Source organism: Alteromonas sp. CNT1-28, assembly GCF_022348345.1.
Classification (GTDB): Bacteria; Pseudomonadota; Gammaproteobacteria; order Enterobacterales; family Alteromonadaceae; genus Alteromonas; species Alteromonas macleodii.
The window spans coordinates 178122-197118 of the sequence record NZ_JAKREZ010000007.1; the positions used below are offsets into that span (position 1 = coordinate 178122).

16 protein-coding genes are annotated in these 18997 nt (G+C 45.8%); 10 read left to right on the forward strand and 6 right to left on the reverse strand.

The features are described 5' to 3' along the window. The first annotated feature begins 73 nt into the window (after window positions 1-73). From MHN02_RS07100 to MHN02_RS07115, 4 genes are read left to right on the forward strand one after another with little or no spacing between them, the layout of a single operon-like run. Window positions 74-670 carry a hypothetical protein gene (locus MHN02_RS07100; RefSeq protein ID WP_239245262.1) on the forward strand — a complete coding sequence of 199 codons (597 nt, stop codon included), beginning with the start codon at window positions 74-76 and terminating at the stop codon, window positions 668-670. A gap of 28 nt (window positions 671-698) precedes the next feature. Beyond that, window positions 699-1028 carry an SMR family transporter gene (locus tag MHN02_RS07105; protein ID WP_039218875.1) on the forward strand — a complete coding sequence of 110 codons (330 nt, stop codon included), beginning with the start codon at window positions 699-701 and terminating at the stop codon, window positions 1026-1028. A 16-nt stretch (window positions 1029-1044) separates the two neighbouring features. Beyond that, window positions 1045-2235, forward strand: coding sequence for a histidine kinase (locus MHN02_RS07110; RefSeq protein ID WP_039218878.1), 1191 nt, complete (start codon window positions 1045-1047; stop codon window positions 2233-2235). Continuing rightward, window positions 2232-2852 (forward strand): response regulator transcription factor, encoded by a 621-nt coding sequence (locus MHN02_RS07115; RefSeq protein WP_039218881.1) that lies wholly within the window; start codon window positions 2232-2234, stop codon window positions 2850-2852. The genes MHN02_RS07110 and MHN02_RS07115 overlap by 4 nt, the downstream gene beginning before the upstream one ends. A gap of 7 nt (window positions 2853-2859) precedes the next feature. On the opposite strand, the gene MHN02_RS07120 is transcribed toward MHN02_RS07115, so the two are convergent. The 3 genes from MHN02_RS07120 to MHN02_RS07130 form a co-directional block, all read right to left on the reverse strand. Next, window positions 2860-3192 (reverse strand): hypothetical protein, encoded by a 333-nt coding sequence (locus MHN02_RS07120; protein WP_039218884.1) that lies wholly within the window; start codon window positions 3190-3192, stop codon window positions 2860-2862. A gap of 51 nt (window positions 3193-3243) precedes the next feature. Continuing rightward, entirely contained in the window at window positions 3244-3516 is a 273-nt protein-coding gene (locus tag MHN02_RS07125) for a hypothetical protein (RefSeq protein WP_039218886.1), read from the reverse strand. 126 nt (window positions 3517-3642) lie between these two features. Continuing rightward, window positions 3643-5907: a TonB-dependent receptor gene (locus MHN02_RS07130; protein WP_039218887.1), complete on the reverse strand. Its 2265-nt coding sequence runs from the start codon at window positions 5905-5907 to the stop codon at window positions 3643-3645. A 796-nt stretch (window positions 5908-6703) separates the two neighbouring features. Here MHN02_RS07130 and MHN02_RS07135 point away from each other — a divergent pair. The 6 genes from MHN02_RS07135 (at window position 6704) to MHN02_RS07160 (ending at window position 14892) form a co-directional block, all read left to right on the forward strand. After that, window positions 6704-7366 (forward strand): GntR family transcriptional regulator, encoded by a 663-nt coding sequence (locus MHN02_RS07135; RefSeq protein WP_239245265.1) that lies wholly within the window; start codon window positions 6704-6706, stop codon window positions 7364-7366. 65 nt (window positions 7367-7431) lie between these two features. Then, complete coding sequence (prpB, locus tag MHN02_RS07140) at window positions 7432-8307, forward strand: methylisocitrate lyase (protein ID WP_039218892.1); 876 nt, start codon at window positions 7432-7434, stop codon at window positions 8305-8307. Window positions 8308-8586: 279 nt separating this feature from the next. Then, entirely contained in the window at window positions 8587-9711 is a 1125-nt protein-coding gene (prpC, locus tag MHN02_RS07145) for a 2-methylcitrate synthase (RefSeq protein WP_061486459.1), read from the forward strand. A gap of 18 nt (window positions 9712-9729) precedes the next feature. Continuing rightward, window positions 9730-12321 carry a Fe/S-dependent 2-methylisocitrate dehydratase AcnD gene (acnD, locus tag MHN02_RS07150; protein WP_239245268.1) on the forward strand — a complete coding sequence of 864 codons (2592 nt, stop codon included), beginning with the start codon at window positions 9730-9732 and terminating at the stop codon, window positions 12319-12321. A gap of 11 nt (window positions 12322-12332) precedes the next feature. Further along, entirely contained in the window at window positions 12333-13514 is a 1182-nt protein-coding gene (gene prpF / locus MHN02_RS07155) for a 2-methylaconitate cis-trans isomerase PrpF (protein WP_239245270.1), read from the forward strand. A gap of 121 nt (window positions 13515-13635) precedes the next feature. Further along, window positions 13636-14892: a response regulator gene (locus MHN02_RS07160; RefSeq protein WP_014950537.1), complete on the forward strand. Its 1257-nt coding sequence runs from the start codon at window positions 13636-13638 to the stop codon at window positions 14890-14892. Window positions 14893-14902: 10 nt separating this feature from the next. On the opposite strand, the gene MHN02_RS07165 is transcribed toward MHN02_RS07160, so the two are convergent. From MHN02_RS07165 to MHN02_RS07175, 3 genes are all read right to left on the reverse strand, one after another. Continuing rightward, window positions 14903-16480: a sodium/solute symporter gene (locus MHN02_RS07165; RefSeq protein WP_156086852.1), complete on the reverse strand. Its 1578-nt coding sequence runs from the start codon at window positions 16478-16480 to the stop codon at window positions 14903-14905. A gap of 101 nt (window positions 16481-16581) precedes the next feature. Then, window positions 16582-18288, reverse strand: a complete 1707-nt coding sequence (locus MHN02_RS07170; protein WP_239245272.1) for a PH domain-containing protein — start codon at window positions 18286-18288, stop codon at window positions 16582-16584. After that, window positions 18288-18842: a PH domain-containing protein gene (locus tag MHN02_RS07175; protein ID WP_061486464.1), complete on the reverse strand. Its 555-nt coding sequence runs from the start codon at window positions 18840-18842 to the stop codon at window positions 18288-18290. The genes MHN02_RS07170 and MHN02_RS07175 overlap by 1 nt, the downstream gene beginning before the upstream one ends. Window positions 18843-18997 lie beyond the last annotated feature (155 nt).

The window sequence follows — 18997 nt, forward strand, 5'->3', positions numbered from 1 at the left end:
CGTTTGTGACTAACGCAATCTGGGGTCCCTCGGCATACTTTACCTAAAGACATTACAACATCAGGTAAAGCTCATGGAACAAGTATCTCACGCTTCATCAATAACTCCCGTTCAGAATGCTTTCATCCCATTGGAACAGCAACGAGAAGATTTTAAAAAGAACCGATTCATTGCCATGCCGCTGGCAGGCACTGTTGTTTGGGCTCTGCTTGGTATCAGCGCTCCTTTTGTATCTGAATTAACCATAACCTGGTTGCTGTATATCGGCACAGGTGCCATCTTCTACCTCGGTGCAGGTCTCTCCTACCTCACCGGCGAGCGATTTTTTGCCAAGAAGGCAGCAAAGAACAGTTTTGATCGTCTTTTCTTCGTTGGCATGATCATGAGCCTAATGGTATTTGCCATTGCGCTTCCCGTTGCAGCCATCGACCACACCACCGTTCCATTGAGTATTGGCATTCTCGCAGGCCTGATGTGGATGCCTTTATCATGGGCTATCGAACACTGGATAGGCTACTTTCACACGCTAACCAGAACCTTCGGCATTGTCGCCGCCTGGTACTTGTTTCCCGATGCACGGGTAGAGGCAATATCGGCTGTGATTGTCGCTGTCTACATTGTGTCATTCATCACCCTTGAACGTCGTTTTCAATCAATCAAATCTAACTAATTTCACTTTAATTAAAAAGGAATGCACTATGACTTATTTACTTTTAGCAGTTGCAGTTATCACCGAAGTTACCGCTACCATGCTGCTTAAAATGTCGAACGGATGGGAAAAATGGGCGTTCGGATACGGCGCAATATTTTTCTACACCGTGTCTGGAATGCTGTTTGCCATGGTCTTAAAAAACATGGGAATAGGCGTTGCCTATGCGATTTGGTCAGGTATGGGTATCGCACTTATCACCGCTGCTTCGGTGGTATTTTGGAAACAAACTTTCGACATTTATGCCGTGCTGGGTATTATGTTAATCATCTCAGGCACATTGCTCATCACTAGCAAGTCTGCCGTTGTATTTCAGTAGGGACGAAGTACTCACAATGCTCAGCAATAAAAGCATACAAGATAGTAACAGCGCGGTGCCTGCCGTCAGAAACGAGAGCGCCGCGCCTGACATGCCCCTTTTGGCAAGTGGACGGAAAAAGCGCTGGTCTCACGGAAGCTTGTTTTTTTCATTGTTCTTCTTTGTTCCACTCATTATTTCCCGTCCTCTTCCCATCGAAACATGGGTACTTCAAACCCTAGGATACCTTAGCTTTGTCATTCTTTACATTAAAGCCATAAACCAGCCTGTTAAAACACTGCCCACTTATTTGCTACTCATGTTTCTACTTTCAGTAGCATGCAGCTTTCAAAACCCTGGTGGCGCAACCATTATTGGCTTTATTGCTTTTATCGTAGGTTATTATAATTCGCTCAAGACAGGCATAGTGAGCATAGGCGTGATGATGCTGGTACTCGTGTCTCTGCACATTACCGTATTTAATAACGCACATTTTCTTTTAAGTGCTTCGTTGCTCAACAGCTTAGTGCTATTCGGGTTTGGTGTTATGGAGCGCAAAGAAACGCTCCATAGTCTGAAAGAGAGCCAGCAGGCCAAAGCATTACGCGTATTGTCTGCGATCGCTGAACGTGAACGAATTGGCAGAGATTTACACGATGTTGCAGGTCACGCGCTAAGCTCTATTTCATTAAAAGCACAGCTGGCCGATAAACTTATAAGCAAAGATAAGATTGAAGACGCGCATCGCGAGGTGAAAGCACTGGCACAGCTTTCTCAAGCGCTACTGAGTGATATTCGCCAAGCGGTGTCAGATATCAAGCAGCTTTCTCTTAGCGATGAAATAGCAAAAGACAAATCACTGTTAGAAGAAAACGGCTTTAATGTTACAACCGATATTGAAGACGGCGCTGAAGCACGTTTAAGCGCTAAACAAGAAAGCCAGCTTGCGCTTATTATCAAAGAGCTGACAACCAATACCTTACGCTATTCAAACGGTAACGCGGTATCCCTTGGCCTTGAAGTCAATGAGCAAACCGTGAAAATGACCTATAAAGATCATGGCGTAGTTGAGAACACCGCATCAATTAAAGAAGGAAACGGATTAATGGGAATTAGAGAACGCGCGGCGTCTATTCATGCGGATGTGGACATTTCTTTCCTTCCCCACCCTATTGTCAGGGTTCAGCTTACTGCCGAGCAAGCTTTGTCACAAAAGGCTTCCCTATGAACTCAAAAGCGCCAACTACCATTTTGATTGTTGAAGATCAGTCGCTGGTTCGCGATGCCATTGCCATGCTTCTGTCATTAGAAGACGACTTAACCATTGTTGAAAAGTGCAGTAATGGAAAGGAAGCCATTGATTATTTAAATGATACCCCTGCACCACACATTATTTTGAGCGATATTGAAATGCCGCTGGTTTCAGGGCTAGATCTAGCTGCTCACATTGCAAAGCAAAATCTCAATACCAAGGTGGTATTAATGACTACCTTTTCTAAACCGGGCTACATCAAGCGTGCATTAAGTTTAGGGGTTAAGGGTTTTATATTGAAAGAGTCTGACAGCGACTACCTGATAGATGCCATTCACAAGGTATCAGCCGGCGACAAGGTAATTTCACCTGAACTTGCTATCATGGCCCTTGACGATAAAAATCCATTGACGCAAAAAGAAATGTCAGCCCTTAAACTTGCCTCAGATGGCCTAAAAACGCGGGCAATCGCACAGCAGCTATTTCTTTCTGAAGGCACGGTACGTAATTATTTATCGGAAGCTATCTCAAAACTAGACGCAACTAATCGCGTGGATGCAGCGCGTATTGCAAAACAAAAGGGGTGGCTTTGATAGAGGGTTAAAACCACGTGGTAGCGATTGTTGTAGACGTGGGTATAGTTAACTTCTCAGACAAACCGGTAAGTACGCGTTCGGGCCCGTAAATGATACCCTGATGTTTTTCAGTCCATACACAAGTTACTATACTTGTACCTTTACGCAGTTCACACTGCCACTTCGCGGTTGTTTCCGCTAACCGCTCGTAATCATCTTCAATTTCCCAACCTGCATCAACATGCTCTACGATGACTTGTTCGAATTGAGTAAACGGAACAGGCTGAATGATAACCCATTCGTTTTTCTTAAACTTTTTTTCTAACCGCGATTTTTTAAAACTGGTAAACAAACCCACGCTCCATCTCCGTATGATTGAAAGGCCCTACTTACTACAAAAGCACGTCTACTATTTCGACACCGTTCCCATAATCTGACCTGAAGGTGTTGGACAAGAACAAGATGTTCCAACCATTTCGCTATTTGACGTTGGGCACGCGCCATACTCACCGTTTCCGCTATAACGACATTGGTTACCAAATTCAGGTTTAGCAACTGCAACCTTGCCGTTTTTCTTAGCGTTTATATCTTTATCGTCGGGTAAATACACCGTGTAAGTACACCCTGAAAAAAGCATATTAACAACAAGAAAACCAATACCGTAAAGTGCTTTCACTTTCATAAATAGTTGCTGAGCATTTTTAGAACAGTTTTAAAACTATGCTAATAATGAGGATAAAACAAGAAAAAATAAGCAAAAAAAAGCCAGTCTTTAGACTGGCTTTATAATTGTAACTCGTTGTAGCTATTAGAATTCAGTTGAGAATCTAACACCAAACTCGCTTGCGTCGTTGCTTAGAATTTGCAGGATGTAGTCACCTGTATTCAAGCGTGCATTGTCGTAACGCTCATCAAAAATATTGCGACCGTAAAGTGCAACAGTATACGCATCATTCGCTGGCGTATAAGCGATGTCGAAGTTAACAAGCTCACGGCTATCAAGTTTAGTCATCCGCTCAGGTGCTGAAGTAGGCTCACCATACATTTCTGCACGATATGAGTAATCTGCACGTACGCGAATTGAATCACCACCATCAAGCTCAAAGGTATACTGCGGACCAATTGCAAGGGTTAGGTCTGGAGTAAGTGGCGCTACGGGATTGAATCCATCTTGCTCTTCAACATCAACATCCATATAACCAACGCTGGTCATCATGCTGAAGTTGCCATAGGTAAATGTAGCATCAGCTTCAACACCACGAGATGTTTGCTCTACCACAAGGTTCGCGGTGTCGAAGCCACCTTCGCTCACGCGACTTACTTGGTAAGGCAGATCTTCAAATTCAGTGTTAAATACTGCAACGCTAATGTCGAAGTAATCGTTCACACGACCTTTAATACCTACTTCATAGTTAGTCGCGGTAATATTGTCTGACGCTGTGAAACAGTTGTTTGCTCGAACTGCTGCTTGTGCACCTTCGATATCATCGAAGCCACCAGCACCAAAGAACTGGCCGATTAGGCAGTAAGGGCGTGCAGGGAACTGACCAGACTGATAACCAGACTGAATAGTTGCATAGCCTGTCATGCCATTTTCAAACGTATAGTTTGTAGCAACCTCCCAGGTTACTTCGTCCCAATCATTTGAATCATAAATAGTACCAAGTGCAGAGAATACGTTCGCAGACGCATCTTTTTCGTCTTTGGTGTAACGAAGGCCACCAGACACACTAAGTTCGTCAGTCAAATCATGACGTACATTTACGTATGCTGCTTTTGAAGTAGTTTCTTGGTCTAGCGCAAGTAGGTTAGGACCACCATCGAAGTTAGAGTCATCACCTTGGCGGTTGCTACCTTCTTCGTTGAAATAGTAAAGACCGGCTACGAAGTCAGTGTATTCGTTGATGTAGCCGTTAAGCTGAAGCTCGATTGATGTTTGATCTGCTTCACCGCGCTCTGGGAACTGATCTAGCGAGTAAATTGTTCCATCATCATCAAGACCAGCCTTGTACTTTGATGTACGCTGACTTGCAACAACCTTTGCAGTGTAGTCTTCGTTAATATCCCACTCAGTAGTAAGTGAAAGACCACGCGCTTCGTTCGACACGCCAGTTACTGCTTCAGTACCTGTTGCATTGTCGTAGATATCAGCGCCTTCAGGTGTCACATCTGTGTTACGTAACGGTACGCCAACACCATTTTGACCACCGAAGTAGCGATCTGAACCCACTTCATCAATTAGCACAGTGTAAGGACGCAGACCGCCGTCACCATTGTTAGCATCTGCAGTTAATACCATGCGGAAGTCATTTGATGGCTCCCACTTAAGAGAAACGCGGCCAGAAACATCTTCAGTCTCACCAACATCGTACTCGGCGTTAGGCACGTTGATGAACTCACCAAGACCATCACGCTTGTTAAATGACAGGTTCATGTTAAACGCAACGGTTTCTGATAGGCCGTGGTTAACAAAAAGATCAGCTTTAACGCGACCACGTGTACCAAATTCAGTGTTGATTTTGGTTACATCACCTTGGTCTGGCTCTTTTGTGATGATGTTAATTGCACCACCAATTGAGTTACGACCATATAGCGTTCCTTGAGGGCCACGAAGTACCTCAATACGCTCAATATTATTTAGGCTCCAGTTTTGACCAACCTGACGGCCCAGATAAACACCGTCTACATAAACACTCACACCCGGATCGGTTGTGATTAGGTGATCTTGAAGACCAATACCACGAATAAATGGGTTTACAGACGACGTGTGGCCAGCAGAGAAACCAGTAACATTTAAGTTTGGCACGAATTTACCAACGTCAGTCAGGTCAGTAATACCTTGGTCAGCTAACTTGTCGCCATCGAAGGCGCTAATAGCAATTGGAACTTCATAGATAACTTGAGGGCGTTTTGTTGCGGTAACGGTAATGGCTTCAAATTGTTGCTCTTCAGTTGCTTCTACTTCTTGAGCAACGGCAATATTTGAAATTGCTGGAACGGTCATCGCTACTGCTAGTGCGACAGGTGAAAGCTTACTGGCGAGTGCCTTAGACACGTCAGTATTGGTTTTCATGGTATAACCCCTTTGCGTGAGTGTTAGGTGTAATAATATTTTTAGGCCGCTTCAAGTTCTTCTTTGGAACTTTGAAAGACTAAACTCACTAATTTAAGAGGCGCACATAACCTTGTGCTTATACTGGATTACAGGCAATAAAAAAGTAAGTCGCAATAAAACATTACAAACTTACTTTCAATGAAACTCTGCTTTAAAAGTAGAACTTACTTTTCCAGCCCTCTAAAATTCAGTAGAAGAATTTAGGCTTGAAGACTGGAATGATATGTTACCGTTAGATTACGATCTTGCAAAGTAAAATATTACACTTTCACTAAAATAAGACTTCAAAATTAGACTAACTGGTTAGGTTAAGCATCAAACAAAAATTGTTTATAAGTTTCATAAAATCAATTAGATATCATAAAGATAATTTACTCTATCTCTTCACAACACCTAAGCGAATAAAGTAAAGAAGACCTAGACCAGATGGACAAACTTTAAACAAATCACCACTTACTTGAATCATTCTTTAGCTCAGAACCTCTGTATGTAACTTTCGTTACCAAATTCCCTCCTCCGTCCGGGCAGTAGCTATCAATATGGTTGCGCAAGGTTCGCCTAATGAGCGTAAATTGACGCCTGGCTCTGTTTGCGTATCGCATTAAACCATTGCACAACTGTCAACACAGGCCGCTAAACAAGACTATCAGACTAATATCTTACTCTCGTTGTCGACAATCCAAACCTTTTAAGGTTGAAAAAACGCCAAAATGGGCATATATTGTCGACATTAGTCATTTTAAGATTCTATACAGTGTTAGTAAAAAGCGAACAAGCCATAACCAACGCCGACCGTACTTTCTTTCAGTTAAGGAAGGATATTGTTGAGGGCATCATTCCAGCAGGCAGTAAGCTGAGTGAAATGGAATTGTCGACAAAGTATGAAGTCAGTCGCGCCGTTATTCGTGAAGCCATCAATCGTCTCGCTACCTGTCACTTGGTGGAACGTAAAGCTAACGTGGGTGCACGCGTAGTGGCCCTGTCTCCCGAAGGTCTAATTCAGCTATATCAAGTGCGCGAAGCGTTAGAAGGTATGGCCGCGCGATTAGCCGCCAGGTATATGACTGACGAAGAAATTGCCGACATGCAGGCGTTGCTTGATAGCCACTTCGATAAAGTTAAAGACGGTCAAAGCTATTATCAAGAAGCCGGCGATGTAGACTTTCACTACAGAATTGTAACCGGCAGTAAAAACGATCATCTTATCAGCGTACTTGTAGACGGGCTTTACCATCTTGTTCGTATGTATCGCGTACAGCTCGGTATGGCTGGCCCTCGCGTAAGCACTGCGTTTGATGAACACAGACACATCGTTAACGCTATTGCCAATCGCGACGAGGAACTGGCTGAAATGCTAATGCGTCGCCATATTCTTTATTCAAAAAATAATATTGAGAAGAAGCTTAATCATGGTTAACACCACTCAGTCTTCTCCATACCTAATTCACCTCTACCCTACTTTCAAATAAGCGAGTGATTATCATGAGTGCAGGAAAGAAATTCAGAACCGCATTAGAGAACAACAAACCGCTACAAATTGTCGGCACCATTAACGCCTATACTGCCATGATGGCAAAGACCATTGGGCACCAAGCCATTTACCTTTCAGGTGGCGGCGTAGCGAATGCGTCTTACGGCCTACCGGACTTAGGCATGACGTCACTTAATGATGTGATTGCAGACGTTCAGCGCATTACCAGCGCATGCGATCTTCCGCTCATGGTAGACATCGACACCGGTTGGGGCGGCGCATTTAACATTGCCAAAACTATTCGCGACATGGAAAAAGCAGGCGCGGCGGCTGTGCACATGGAAGACCAGGTTGCACAAAAGCGCTGCGGCCACCGCCCTAACAAAGAAATTGTAAGCACAGAAGAAATGGTCGATCGCATCAAAGCAGCGGTAGATGCCAGAACTGACCCAGACTTTTTCATTATGGCGCGCACCGACGCGTTTGCTCAGGAAGGATTAGAGAAAGCTATTGAACGAGCTAAGGCCTACGTCGCAGCGGGCGCAGACGGTATTTTTGCCGAAGCAATACAAACCGAAGAGCACTACCGTGCATTTGCTGAAGCGTTAGACGTTCCGATCCTGGCCAATATCACTGAGTTCGGCAAAACCGAACTATGGAACAAAGAAGAGCTTGGTGAATGGGGTGCCGACATGGTGCTTTACCCACTAAGTGCATTCCGTGCGATGAATAAAGCAGCAGAAATGGTGTACAAATCTATACTTGAAAACGGCGACCAAAAAGCCGTTGTGGACAGCATGCAGACACGCATGGAACTGTACGATTATCTTGGCTACCACGAGTACGAGCAAAAGCTAGATGCCCTATTCGCAGAAGGCAAAAATTAGTAAATAAATTCAGCTTGAAGTTGGCGGGCGCGAAGATGTAGGGGTGAAGTACAGTTCCCTGCCCCTCCATAGAAGCGGGAGCGATACGCAGGGCGTTACCACGCCGTGAACCCATCCATGGGGGCTCCGTTTCGGCATCCATGCCTCGGAGGGGTAACACCCTGCGCACCGCTCCGTTTCATCGGTGCCCCGAGCCGACTCTAAGCTGTAACTTACACAGTTTATTTTTAAACAGACTTTCAAGTACCTTACAAATTACACAAGACCGGAGACAACAAGATGGCTAAACAGTTAAGTGGCGCGGGTTTACGCGGCCAAGTTGCAGGTAAAACAGCATTATCTACCGTAGGTAAATCAGGTTCTGGTTTAACGTATCGTGGTTACGACGTAAAAGATTTAGCGCAAAACTGTCAGTTTGAAGAAGTAGCGTACCTTATTCTAAAGGGCAAGCTACCTAACCAGTCTGAGCTAGACGCTTATAAAACTAAACTTCGCGGCATGCGCGGTCTTCCTACCGCGCTTAAAGAAGTGCTAGAGCGCATTCCTAAAAATGCTCACCCAATGGATGTACTTCGCACGGGTTGTTCAATGCTAGGTAACCTTGAAATGGAAACAAGCTTTGACCAGCAGCAAGACGTGACAGACCGTATGTTGGCGTGTTTCCCAAGCATCATTTGTTACTGGTACCGCTTCTCGCACGACGGCGTGCGCGTTGACGTTGAAACCGATGACGATTCAATTGGTGGTCACTTCTTACATATGCTTCACGGCGAAAAGCCACGTGAACTTCATGAGCAAGTCATGCACGTATCACTGATCCTTTATGCAGAGCATGAATTTAACGCCTCTACTTTTACGGCGCGTGTTTGTGCTTCAACCTTATCTGATATGCATTCTTGCGTAACCGGTGCTATCGGTTCACTGCGTGGTCCACTTCACGGTGGCGCTAACGAAGCGGCCATGGAAATGATTGAAGGCTTCACTTCACCTGATGATGCCGAAGAAAAAATGATGGGCATGCTTGAGCGTAAAGAGAAAATCATGGGCTTTGGCCACGCTATCTACTCTGAGTCAGATCCGCGTAACGAAATTATCAAGCAATGGTCTGAGAAACTAGCTGCCGATGTAGGCGACGACGTGCTTTACCCTGTGTCGGTTCGTTGCGAAGAAGTAATGTGGCGTGAGAAGAAGCTTTTCTGTAACGCTGATTTCTTCCATGCCTCTGCGTATAACTTTATGGGTATCCCTACGCCATTGTTTACACCAATCTTCGTAATGTCTCGTCTAACTGGTTGGGCAGCACACGTTATGGAACAGCGCGCTGACAACCGTATTATTCGTCCATCAGCAGAATACACAGGCGAAGAACTACGCCCAGTGCCAGCTATTAGCGAACGCGCTTAAGATTAAGGTTGGGGTTTTATGAATATTGATTACCGTAAACCGCTTCCAAATGCGGGTATCGATTTTTTCGATACCCGTGAAGCGGTAGATGCTATTGAACCAGGCGCCTATGCCAAGCTGCCTTACACGTCGCGTGTATTGGCTGAAAACTTAGTGCGCAAATGCGCACCTGAGATGCTCACCGACTCGCTAAAACAGCTGATTTATCGCAAGCGCGACTTAGACTTCCCTTGGTTTCCGGCTCGCGTAGTGTGTCACGACATTTTGGGCCAAACGGCACTGGTAGACTTAGCCGGGCTTCGCGATGCTATTGCAGCAAAAGGCGGCGATCCGGCTAAAGTTAACCCAGTAGTTCCAACGCAGCTTATTGTTGATCACTCACTAGCGGTAGAGCACGCTGGTTTCGAAAAAGACGCGTTTGAAAAGAACCGAGCTATCGAAGACAGACGTAACGACGACCGTTTCCACTTCATTAACTGGACAAAAACCGCATTTAAAAACGTGGATGTTATCCCGCCGGGTAACGGCATTATGCACCAAATTAACTTAGAGCGTATGTCACCGGTTATTCAAGCTCGTGACGGTGTTGCCTTCCCTGATACGCTAGTGGGTACAGACAGCCATACGCCGCATGTTGATGCACTTGGTGTAATTGCTGTGGGCGTTGGCGGCCTTGAAGCGGAAAGCGTTATGCTGGGCCGTGCGTCTTACATGCGTCTGCCAGACATTGTAGGTGTTGAGCTAACGGGCAAACCACAGCCAGGCATTACTGCAACCGACATCGTATTAGCGTTAACAGAGTTCTTGCGTAAAGAGCGTGTGGTATCTGCATATTTGGAATTCTATGGTGAAGGTGCATCGCACCTGACGCTGGGCGACCGCGCAACCATTTCGAACATGACACCGGAATACGGCGCCACTGCAGCCATGTTCTACATTGACCAGCAAACCATTGATTACTTGCGCCTAACAGGGCGTGAAGAAAAGCAAATTGCATTGGTAGAGCAATACGCTAAGCATACCGGTTTATGGGCTGATGATTTAGAAACTGCCGAGTATGAGCGGGTGCTTACGTTCGACCTTTCTGCTGTTGGACGTAACATGGCTGGCCCTTCTAACCCTCACGCTCGCTTACCTACCAGCGATTTAGAAAGTCGCGGTATAGCAGCGAAGTGGACCGAGGAAGAAGGCAAAATGCCTGATGGCGCGGTTATTATAGCGGCTATCACCAGCTGTACTAATACATCGAACCCGCGCAATGTTATTGCGGCAGGCCTGCTTGCGCGCAACGCCAACCAGCGCGGATTAACTCGCAAGCCGTGGGTTAAGAGCTCACTAGCACCTGGATCTAAAGCCGTTAAGCTTTACCTTGAAGAAGCTAACCTAATGAGCGAGTTGGAAGATTTGGGCTTTGGCGTGGTAGCATTTGCCTGTACTACCTGTAACGGCATGAGCGGCGCGCTAGACCCGAAAATCCAGCAAGAGATCATCGACCGCGACCTTTACTCAACAGCAGTATTGTCGGGTAACCGTAACTTCGACGGCCGTATTCACCCTTACGCAAAGCAAGCATTCTTAGCATCGCCACCACTGGTTGTAGCTTACGCCATCGCCGGTACCGTGCGCTTTGATATTGAAAAAGACATATTGGGCACCGACAAAGAAGGCAACCCAGTAACGCTTAAAGATATTTGGCCAAGCGATGAAGAGATTGACGCTATTGTAGCGAAATCGGTTAAACCAGAGCACTTCAGAAAAGTTTACGAGCCAATGTTCGATTTAAGCGTGGACTACGGCAAAGACATTAACCCGCTTTATGACTGGCGTGAAATGAGCACCTACATTCGTCGCCCGCCCTATTGGGAAGGCGCAATGGATGCTGAGCGCACCATGAAAGGTATGCGTCCACTGGCTATTTTGGGAGATAACATCACCACCGATCACTTGTCGCCTTCAAACGCTATTTTAGCCAGCAGCGCGGCAGGTGAATACCTCCACAAAATGGGCTTACCGGAAGAAGACTTTAACTCGTATGCCACACACCGTGGTGACCACTTAACCGCACAGCGCGCTACCCTTGCGAACCCGAAAGTGTTCAACGAGATGGTGCTGGAAAACGGTGAAGTGAAGCAAGGTTCACTGGCGCGCGTCGAGCCAGAAGGACAAGTTATGCGCATGTGGGAAGCTATTGAAACCTACATGAACCGCAGACAGCCGCTGATTATTGTTGCTGGCGCTGACTACGGTCAGGGCTCGTCACGAGACTGGGCAGCCAAGGGCGTGCGCCTTGCGGGTGTTGAAGTGATTGTAGCTGAAGGTTTCGAACGTATTCACCGCACTAATCTAATTGGTATGGGCGTATTACCGCTTGAGTTTAAACCCGGCACTACACGTAAAACACTAGAGCTAGACGGTACGGAAACTTACGACGTAAGCGGCGAACCGTCACCAGGTGCAACGCTTACGCTAGTAGTAAACCGCCAAAACGGTGAGCAGCTAGAAGTACCAGTAACCTGTCGCCTAGATACCGCAGAAGAAGTCTCTATTTACAGCGCAGGCGGTGTATTACAGCGCTTCGCCAAGGACTTCTTAGAAGCTGAAGCTAGCTGAGGGGAAAAAACATGACAAAGTATGCGCCACAACTTCGAGTACCGGCTACCTACATGCGTGGCGGTACCAGTAAGGGTGTGTTTTTCAATTTAACCGATTTGCCAGAAGCCGCGCAAAAGCCAGGTCCGGCGCGCGATGCCCTGCTTCTGCGCGTAATTGGCAGCCCCGATCCGTACGGTAAACAAACCGACGGTATGGGCGGTGCTACATCAAGTACCAGCAAAACCGTTATCTTAAGCAAAAGTGAATGTGAAGGTTACGATGTGGACTATCTATTTGGTCAAGTAGCCATAGACAAGCCATTCGTAGACTGGAGTGGAAACTGCGGAAACCTAACGGCAGCCGTAGGCGCATTTGCGATAACCAATGGGCTAGTGGATAGAAGTAAATTACCAGAAAACGGCATTGCCACCGTCAACATTTGGCAAGCCAATATCAACAAAGCCATTATCGCTAAGGTGCCAATGACTAACGGGGAAGTACAAGAAACGGGCGACTTTGAACTAGACGGTGTCACCTTCCCTGCCGCAGAAGTAGAAGTAGCCTTTGTTGACCCAGCTGACGGTGAAGGGGCAATCTTCCCGACAGGACGATTAGTCGACACACTTGAAGTTCCAGGCGTAGGCTCACTTCAGGCGACCATGATAAACGCGGGTATTCCGACTATTTTCATCAACGCAGAAGATATTGGCTACACAGGCACTGAACTGCAGGATGATATAAACAGCGACTCCGAGGCGCTGTCCAAGTTCGAAGCAATTCGTGCACACGGCGCGGTTCAGATGGGGCTCATCAATGATGTGGGTGAAGCTGCAAACAGGCAGCACACACCAAAAGTCGCGTTCGTTGCACCTCCAAGAGGTTACCAAGCTTCCAGTGGCAAAGATATTTTGGGTTCGGACATTGATGTATTGGTTCGCGCACTGTCTATGGGGAAACTTCATCATGCTATGATGGGCACGGCAGCAGTCGCGATCGCAGCGGCTGCGGCGATACCCGGCACTCTTGTAAATATCGCAGCTGGAGGCGACGAAAGAGACTCGGTTACTTTTGGGCATCCATCTGGAACGCTTAGAGTAGGAGCAAAAGCTACGTTTGAAGACGACAAGTGGCAAATTAAGCAAGCTGTAATGAGCAGAAGCGCACGTATTTTGATGGAAGGCTCCGTGCGTGTTCCCGCTGAACAAAGTTAGTACAACGCAATGTTATATAAGAATAAAATTATTTAGACATAAGTATAAAACGCCCTCTCTTTGAGGGCTTTTTTGTCTATAATTGGTTATTATCGAAGCCTAAGTGCCGAGAGTAGATCACATGTATAAAGTTCTTGTAGTAGAAGACAGTCTCACTGTCCGAAAGATTGTAAACAAACTTATTGAGGATAATCCTCACTTTACGTGTGATCTGTGCGAAGATCTTGCGGAAGCTAAAAGTGCCCTCGAGAGTGACACCGAATACTTGGCAGCCATCGTCGACTTAAACCTTCCCGACGCGCCCAACGGCGAGAGCGTTGAGCTTGCACTTTCCTACAACGTTCCAACCATCGTACTTACTGGGAATTTCGACGAATTTACCCGTGCTCAGTTACTCGATCAGGGCGTACTGGATTACATTACAAAAGAGTCTCGCTATTCATACCTTCAAGTGTCTAAACTTGTAGACCGTTTAAGAAAGAATCTCACTACCAAAGTGTTGGTGGTGGAAGATTCTAGAACGAGCCGAAATCACATTTGCTCATTACTTCGCAAATTCCAATTTCAGGTACATGAAGCGAACGATGGCTTAGAAGCGTTGGAAGAGCTTGATAATCATCGCGATATTAAAATGGTTATTGCTGATCACCGTATGCCCAATATGGACGGTTATGAACTGGTTAAAGCAATACGCCACGAAAAACGCATGCAAGACTTGGTATTTATCGGTTTATCGGCAAACGGCGACAGCGTGTTGACCTCGAAATTCATTAAAAGCGGCGCCAATGACTTCCTGTCCAAACCGTTTTATCACGAAGAATTCTACTGCAGAATTATGCAAAACCTTGAATCACAAGAAATGATTCAAACCATTAGAAATTCAGCAAACTTAGACCCGCTAACCAAGGTATACAATCGCCGTTTTCTCTACGAAAAAGCAGAGGAGTTATTTGCCAATAAAGCGTCGAGAAAGGATGTCATTGTGTCTATGATCGATGCTGACAACTTCAAAAGTGTAAACGATACCTACGGACATAAAACGGGTGACATGTTATTGCAGGAATTTGCAGCATTGTTAAAAGATTACTTCCCCGACGATCTTATTGTGCGCTATGGGGGTGAAGAATTTACAGTGGTATCGGTAAGGCCACCTAAAGTGTATCTATCTGCGCTTTCAGCGTTTATGGATGCAGTGCGCTCTACTATTTTTACCAATCACAAGTTCAATATCACGTGCAGTATCGGCGTATGTACCGAGGAACACAAGTGCTTGGAGTCGCAGTTAGAAGTGGCTGATGCGCGCTTATACGAAGCTAAGCACGCGGGCAAAGATCAGATTATTCTGAGAGACTCAGTTGCCAAAACAGTAGAGGCGTAAATCACTGAGTCTACTGCAGCCAACGCGGCATTAAGTAGCAAACAACGACCAATAAGCAAAAATAGCCAAGCAATAGGGTGGCAATCGGCTTATCAATCAGTAAGCGTCGTTGACCAGAGGTGGTGATCGTCGCTGTATCGTTTTCATCATTAGCTGACAAAACAGACAAGATAATAGCGGGTATCACTGTGCTCGCGAACCCCGTTACATTCCACCAAAACCAAAACACGTCCTCGACAAAAAATGCGAACGACAAATTAGTCAGCACGCCACACATCAGGCCGGTATTGACCTGTGTGGCATTTATCTTCTTCGTTAGCATGCCAAGTAGAAACACAGCCAAGACGGGACCAAAAAAAACAGAGCCCACTTTGTTCACCGCTTCTATTACGGTAGGCGCTATATCGCCAGCATTGAGCGAAAGCAGCAATATAATCCCTCCCCAAAGCAAGCCCGCAAACTTAGCATGACTCAGGTAGCCTTCAGGTTTTGCGCGTTTCCGAGTGAGTTTGAAATAATCTTCAAGCGAAACAGCGGCAAGAGAGTTTATTGCTGAGCTCAGTGATGACATGGCTGCAGCAAGAATAGCGACCACAAGCAAGCCGATAAGCCCATGAGGTAAATAATTAAGAATAAAGACCGGCATAAGCCAGTCCGGATTATCTTTAGGAATTTGCGATAGCAAGTTGGCGTCGTTAAACGCTAGTGTGCCGACCACCAAGCCTGCTAAACAATATAGAAGTGTTATAGGGAACCTGAAAATGCCATTGGCTAACATCATCTTTTTAAGATCGCTTTCCGATTTCGCTGACAATGCCCTCTGTGCTTCTGATTGATCACAACCGTAGTATGAGGCGTAAAGGATCACGCCACCTAGCACCATAGGAAAAAAGCCGAAGCCGTCACCATTTAAACCCAGAGATGAAAAATTAAGGGTAGAGACCCGCTCGCTTGGAAGTAACTGTAGAAAGTGCTCCCAACCGCCTAATGCGTTAAGACCAAAAGCAATGCAGATAGCTGTGCCCAAAACGATGACAACCATTTGTACCGCGTCACCATATACAACTGCTTTCATGCCTCCTTGTAAGGAGTACAAAACGGTAATCACACCAATGAGTAATATTGCATGCGTGGATGAAACCTGCATGGTTCCTTGCAATATAATGGATAGCGCGTAAACCATTATGCCGGTAGCGAAGGCTCTGCTAAATTGAAATACAACACTGATACAAATACGGGTAGAGGTAGAGAAACGTCGCTCAAGATAGTCATAAATACTCACCACACCGCTTCGGTATAACGTAGGCAACACGGTAGTAATGAGTAAAAGCATGGCTAACGGAACTGCCAGTTCATAAGAGAGCCAAATCAGCCCTCCCCCCTCACGGAAGCCGACAAATGCAGGGGCGGAAATGAAACTGACCGCCGAGAGTTGCGTCGCCATCACTGAAAGTAACAGCGGTTTCCAACTTAAGCTTCTTCCAGCGAGAAAATAATCTTTCTTTGACTGCTGTCCACGCAAGCTAAAGCCGATGACGAGTAAAGTGATGAGGTAAATCGCGATGACACTGTAATCAAGAATATCCATATAGACGCAAGGTTAAGCAACTAAATACCTACCATTACATAAACTCGGTCTATTTGCATAAAAAACGTATAAAAAAGCAGCGTTCAAAGAAATAGTGTACGTTACATCCAAGACCTTCTGGTTGACTCCACCTCGAATAGCACACTATCTGCTAGTTTATTAACGTAGTCTTCTGGTAGAAACGGCACAGTCACCGCCCCCGAAGCCAGTACAAACTTAACGGTGGCCTGTTTTCTTCGCTTCATAAACACGCTTTGCTTAACGATAACTTGCTGCGCTTTATAGGGCTCAAAGCATTGATAGTCGATGCCTATTCTACCTCGCCTTATATAAACGTACTTACTGTCGTAGGCTATACCCCATCGCCACCACCTAAGCGTGAGTAACAGCGATACCGCACTAAAGACAACGAGTGAACCTAGCATAATATCTAGATGGGATGACACAGCGCCAATAGTGAAAAAGGTAATAAAAGGCAACGTCCAGCCCGCAAGCAACCAAAAAGTAATAAATCGCTTACTAATGGTTTGATAATCTTGACCTCGCAGGTCACATCCTGGCATCACTTCTTGACTAAGCGCGAAGGCTTCATCTTCGGTTACCGATGGCACAATAAGCTTATTTGGCGACATCAGTTCTTGCATTTGCTGCCCAGCCGTTGAGTTCTGCTCAAAATACAAATTCACCCGCTTTAGTATTTTATCCAGCCAGTCTTGCTTCGCCGTAATCATTTGGATGCGTGAAGCTCGCATGCTGACTTCCAGTTTATTAAGCAAGCCGCTGCGACGGATATAGCGATCACCTGTTCGTGAAAGTGTGTAGCCGTAAAAAGTGAAAAGCGCGCCACCAACACTCAGCAGTGCCACTAACGCCATAAGCATCATGAGAATGACAAAGGCATACAATCCAAATTGCCACCACGCAACCGTTTGTTCACCAACCAGCTGATTAAGCTGCAAGCCTTTATCGGCTAACCACTCTGAAACCAGACCGAACACATCGTCATAGAAAGGTGCCGCAGCACCCAGTATGATCCACACGCGATTGTTGGTGATACCGTGAATAATGATGTCTTTCACGGACCGTCGATTTAATACTTCTTCATTTGAATGGGAAGAATCTATCGCTTTAGTGCGCGTTCGTGGCGTGGGAAAAGACGGACTCTGCTCGTCGGATAAATCTTCATTTGGCAAACAATCCAGGTCACCCTCATCGTGCAGCGCTTTTTCATACAACACCTGCTTTTTTAGCGCTTCAGCATAATCTTCGGGAACCGCTACAATTTTAGCTTCTTCTTTCCCACTTCCTGCGGTATCAAGCACCACTAGCGCGTACCCAAAAGGTCGGTAATAAAAAGGGCGTTCTATCTTAACGTTTTGAATACGCCACAAAGGCAAGTTGGTATAGCGGCGTTGAAACACGCCATGATGAATCTCAACGTGCTGGTTGTGCACGCGAAACTTGTACATTAAAAAGCTTATTACGCCGCTAACACTGGTAGATAGAAAAAGGATTCCAGCACCGATTAGTACTTCAGGCGACAGCAGGTTATCCCAAATATTGAACGATATGGCTAAGGCGGGAATGGTATAAATAAGCACTTGAGCCGAGTTGGTAAAATTGCGAATAGTAAAATACAAAATAGAAATTAGAGAGAGGCGCTGCCACTCATCACCCGTCTCTACTTTAAGTTTCGGTTCTTCCATATTAGCATCTTGCCCATGGGATTTGAGCACAGCATCTTCTTTCAGCTCTTTTGACTGATTAAGTGTAGGCGCTTGGTGTGAGGGCGTTTCTGATACCGTCATTAGCGTGCACCTATGTCTTTATGAGCAAGAATGAACTCACGCAACTGCTCTGCCCTTTCAATGCTTAACCCAGGTATTTCAAACGTGTGCATTTCACCACCAGCCGAAAACACCTGAAGTGAGGCAAGACCCGCCCACCTGTCCAATGGACCGCGATTAACCTCTACATGCTGAACACGCAAAATAGGTTGGCACGAAAGTTTTCTAAAAATTAGCCCTGACTGCTTACTGATGTCTTGCTCTCGAATCGCATAAAATATGCGTACATCAGCAAAAAAGTGGTACAGCGCCCATAGAGAGCCTACAGCGACGATACCAGCAACAACATACGGGTAGGCTTGCAGCAGTCCTTCTGGCAATGACCAAAAGCTTTGGAATCGTAACGCAGAAGCAATACCGATTAGCACTAAGGCTATCAATCCAATGGAGAGGATATTTAGTGTCCGGTACTTTTTGGATATAGGAAGTAATGCGAGCGTTTGAAGTGAGGGAATTTCCTCAACACTGAGCTGATTATTTGAAAACACGGTTTCTTGTTGTGCGCTAATTGTCATCGCATTAATTCCTTTTACCACTGTATAAATAAGATCAGCCTGCCGCTTTTTTTAAGGAGAGGCTTAGCTACTTAGCAACGCTGCTCTGACCGCTTTATCTAGCGCAGTTTTTATAACAAAAAAGAGGGCAAGCCCTCTTTTTTACGTTACCTATT